This is a genomic window from Frankia sp. BMG5.23 (genome assembly GCF_000685765.2).
GTDB classification, from domain to species: domain Bacteria; phylum Actinomycetota; class Actinomycetes; order Frankiales; family Frankiaceae; genus Frankia; species Frankia casuarinae.
The window spans coordinates 1-3,667 of record NZ_JDWE01000124.1 but is presented as its reverse complement, the minus strand read 5'-3'; the positions used below and the strand labels follow the sequence as shown (position 1 = coordinate 3,667).

At 63.8% G+C, this 3,667-nt stretch carries 4 protein-coding genes and 1 pseudogene; 2 read left to right on the top strand and 3 right to left on the bottom strand.

Features of this window, described 5'->3' with window-relative positions; all coding sequences use genetic code 11:
* Positions 1-15 precede the first annotated feature (15 nt).
* On the top strand, positions 16-693 hold the full coding sequence (locus BMG523DRAFT_RS27615) for a hypothetical protein (RefSeq protein WP_368671139.1): 678 nt from the start codon (positions 16-18) through the stop codon (positions 691-693).
* 18 nt (positions 694-711) lie between these two features.
* A complete protein-coding gene (locus tag BMG523DRAFT_RS25015) occupies positions 712-1,716 on the top strand; it encodes a hypothetical protein (RefSeq protein WP_023841607.1) in 1,005 nt (334 codons plus the stop codon).
* A gap of 85 nt (positions 1,717-1,801) precedes the next feature.
* Here BMG523DRAFT_RS25015 and BMG523DRAFT_RS26915 read toward each other — a convergent pair.
* The 3 genes and pseudogenes from BMG523DRAFT_RS26915 to BMG523DRAFT_RS21900 all read right to left on the bottom strand — a co-directional run.
* A pseudogene (locus tag BMG523DRAFT_RS26915) lies at positions 1,802-1,897 on the bottom strand (Fe-S cluster assembly protein HesB); the annotation flags it as partial.
* Between the two features lie 47 nt (positions 1,898-1,944).
* Entirely contained in the window at positions 1,945-3,195 is a 1,251-nt protein-coding gene (locus BMG523DRAFT_RS21905) for a recombinase family protein (protein WP_232235292.1), read from the bottom strand.
* Positions 3,196-3,212: 17 nt separating this feature from the next.
* The coding region (locus BMG523DRAFT_RS21900) for a transposase family protein (protein WP_160323749.1) at positions 3,213-3,667 on the bottom strand (455 nt) is incomplete at its 5' end.

Here is a 3,667-nt window from a genome sequence, read left to right as displayed (position 1 = left end):
CGGCTACCTGAACGCCTGCGCCACAGCCGGCGGGAAAGCACCCGCCGGCCCCGCCCTCGAACCCTTCCTCACCTGGCAGACCACCACCCAGACCGGCAGCCCTCCCAGCACCGACCCACCCCAGGACGGCCCACCCGACGGGCCCGAGCCCTAACCCCACCCACAAGCCGAAAACCACCCGACCGGCAACACCGGCCGGGCCTTCGGCCCGCCCACCCACGCCATCACCGAACTCTTACTCGTGAACAGCTTACTGATCATCTCTCCTCCTGGCTAGGGCAAGCATGCCCTAAGGCGGTTCCGAAGCTGAGGGGAGCTTGGCACGCGCTGACCTCGAATGGGCCAGATGCGGCCTCTCAGGCGGCGAACTCGGGTGTGGAGGCACTTGACTGGACTTTGCGCACCATTGCGCCTGATGATGAGGTCCTCGCATGGCGGGAAAATGTTGGTCAATACGCAAAGGAAATTGACCCTAAGAACGGCAAACCGCATCGAGCGCTACGTGTTCGTTACGCAGTACGAGGCTTTGGCATGAAAAGCGACGGCGTCACGGTAATCATAATGATGATGACCCGGTGCCTTGATGAGTTGCAGGGCGTGAAACATGGTGTAGATGAGACGAAAACCATCGCGGCTGCACGTCGCGCTCTCCTTGCGCTCGAGAACACGTTGACAGCTTTGATGCCATATTAGTACCCCATGTGGAGCAACATGCCTGATCTTACTCTAGAAGGAATATTCAGACTACCGGCGCCGGTCGCGGTCAAGGTAGCCGTACTCGCCTCAGAGACGCCGGTTCGTATTGGCGGCATGGATATCAGCCTGGTCATGCCCTCACTTCAACTTCTGAATAATGGGCCTATCCTGACAGCCCCCGCGATGAAAACGGTGCGGAATGATATTGACTGGGACGAACGCTACCGTTCCGTGGGGAGTGCATGGGGTAACGTGTCCCACTTCAAGTCAAACGATCCGCTAGGAGCCAATGGTAACGCGCTTGTCCGCGCCTTCGTAGTTCGGCACACCATTGCCACCGCGGATCAGCCCGAAAGCGTCAGGCGAAAAGAACGCGGGCAGAACCTGTACCAGGATATTGACGCCTGGTGGAGGCTCGCGGCCGACTGGGTTGAGGTGGTAGCGCGACAAAACCTTGATCCCCACTACGATGGGGCAAGCCGCCCGGGAGATGACCTCGAACTCTGGTTTAAGTACGGTCCCGATGGAGAGAGGGTGAGAAACCCTGCTCCCATTTCCCTCACCATGTCACCGGTAAATGCCTTGGAAAGTGATCGCTGGAAGGCGATACTTAAGGCAGCGTCAGACGGTCGCCAGCCGCCCACCGAACATTTGTTGCTCCGGGACGCCATCGCGGCCAACCGCCGCGGGCAGCGTCGGAGGGCCGTACTGGATGCGGCGACGGCGGCGGAGATGGCTCTGACCTATTTGCTGGATCAGGAACTTGCTGGACTACGGTCAGACGTCGCGGGCTATGTGATAGAGAAGAGCCGCCAGATCGGCGGGCGCGTTCAGGCGCTGAAAAATCTGGGAGTGCAGCTACCCGGAGACGCGGGCAAGCGGATCATGAGCTTTTTGGCGGAGCCTCGGAACACGGCAATCCACGGAGGCCGGGAGCCAAGCGTGGATGAGACGCGGGAAGCGCTGAAGGTCGCGGACGAGATCATGGAAACTGCATCCCCGCGCTCGGCGCTGCTTTAGCGCGGGACGGTCATCAACCCCAGCCGAATGCCACAGAGGGTATCCAACCCGTGACGGAACGTCCGAATTCGTTCCTTACATGTCCGATTTGCTGGTCAAGAACCATACCCACCAGGAGCGCCAAGGCGTCGGACGTGATGAGGGCGTCGGCCTCGGGGTCGCCGGACAGGTGGAGGGCCATGCGGCCAAGGGTAAGCCCCGCCAGAGTGATCCGGCGGGGCAGGTTGGTCAGGGACGCCAGATCACGGTGATGCGATCCGGGTCAAAACGGTTCTTCGGCCCATCGGCCTTGGACAGCACCACGGCCTCGATAACGGTGGCGATGATGTCACGGCGCTGCTCCACCTCCAGCCGAGGCCAGGACGAGGCCACGTTGGTCAGCTGGGGGCCGGAGTGGGCGCGCAGCCAGTCGTTGCGCTCCCCCCGGAGCTTCGCCACGTCCCCCTCCAGCTCCTCCACCAGCTGGAGGGCGCGGGTGCCGCCGCGCTTCGTCTCCCGCCAGGCGGCCATGATCTCGGCGATCTCCGCCTCGGCCGGCTTGGGCCACGGGCCGCTTTCGGCTTCCACGTCCCGGTTTGCCAGATAGGCCAGCACCAAGTTCGTGACCAGTTCGTCAACGTGGTGGCCGGTCACGGCGACGCTGCCGCAGCCACCAGCGGTGACGGGACGGCAGGAGTAGTGATGCTTCTTCCACCCCTTGTCCCAGCCGCCGGTGAGCCGCGCGCCGCAGTAGGCGCAGCGGATGATTCCGGACAGCAGATACTTCCGGCCGCCTATGTGGATGTTCTGGTTGCCGGTCCGAGCGGGGTCGCGGAGCTTCGCCACCACCTTCTCCCAGACCTCGACGTCCAGGATGTGACCTTGAAGGCCCATGACGGGCTGGCCGTCTACGGTGCAGGCGTAGCGCTGCTCCAAGGGAACCGTGGTCGGGCCGTGTACCCGGTAGCCCGCGAGGCGGGGAGACAGATACATGTTCTTCATCACCTGGCGCTGCCACTGGTGGCCCCGGGTCGTGAGAATGCCCAGCTCATTCCAGCGGCGGCAGAGCGTGTGCGTGCCGACCCCGGCAAGGATTTCGTCAGCACCGACGACGATCATGTCGGCCTCGGCCTTGCGGATGGTGCGCTTGTCCGGCTCCCAGCCGAAGGGCCGGTAGCCGCCCACGGGGACACCCGCCTTGGCGAGCTCGCGGTGGGCCGTCCGCACCCGCCGGGAGGTGTCGGCGGACTGCTGGTTCTTCAGGGCCACGACGATCCGGGCCACGGAGCGCCCGTTGTCCGTGAGGAGGTCAAGGGTGCCGCTGATGTCAATGACGGGCCGCCCGTACTGGACCACCACGTCAATGGCGTCTTCCAGGTGGCGCGGGTCGCGGGTGAGCCGGTCCACGTCGGAGACGATGAGGCCGTCAAGGGGCTTGCCGGTTTTGGTGGCTCCCCGCTTCAAGTCCTCCAGGGCGCCCTCGTACACCGGCCGCACCACCCGGTACACCACGGAAGTTATTCAGAAACTCTCTTGATTCTCTCGAAGCTCAGTATTCGCTCGGATTGCTGTTCGTTGATTTTCTGGAGGCCGACGGCTGCCTGGATGTCGGCATCGATACGGCCGAGGTCGCTGCGGTAACGGCTGGTGAGGATTCGCCAGTTCTTCGCGTGAGCGACTCCCCATTCGGCGGCGACCCGGACGGACGCGAACTCGGCGTTGAGTTGTTTCTGCCAGCCGGTCAGGGATGTTCCGGGCTTCTTCTTCCGCGGGGTGTGGACGGCGGGTTCGCCTTCGTAACCGAGGTCGGTCATGCAGCCACCGAAACGTCGCGCCACCCGTGTCCAGCCGGCTTCGCGGAAACAGTGCACATCNTGCCAGCTGCCCGGGAAGGCGTGGCTGGCGGCGAGGATCCGCCCGTGCAGGTCGACGGCCAGTTGGACGTTGACGCCGTGGCGGCGGTGCTTGCCGG

Excerpts from the sequence above, each read along its gene's own strand:
- BMG523DRAFT_RS25015 (WP_023841607.1), top strand. The coding sequence starts at position 712 with ATGCCTGATCTTACTCTAGAAGGAATATTCAGACTACCGGCGCCGGTC.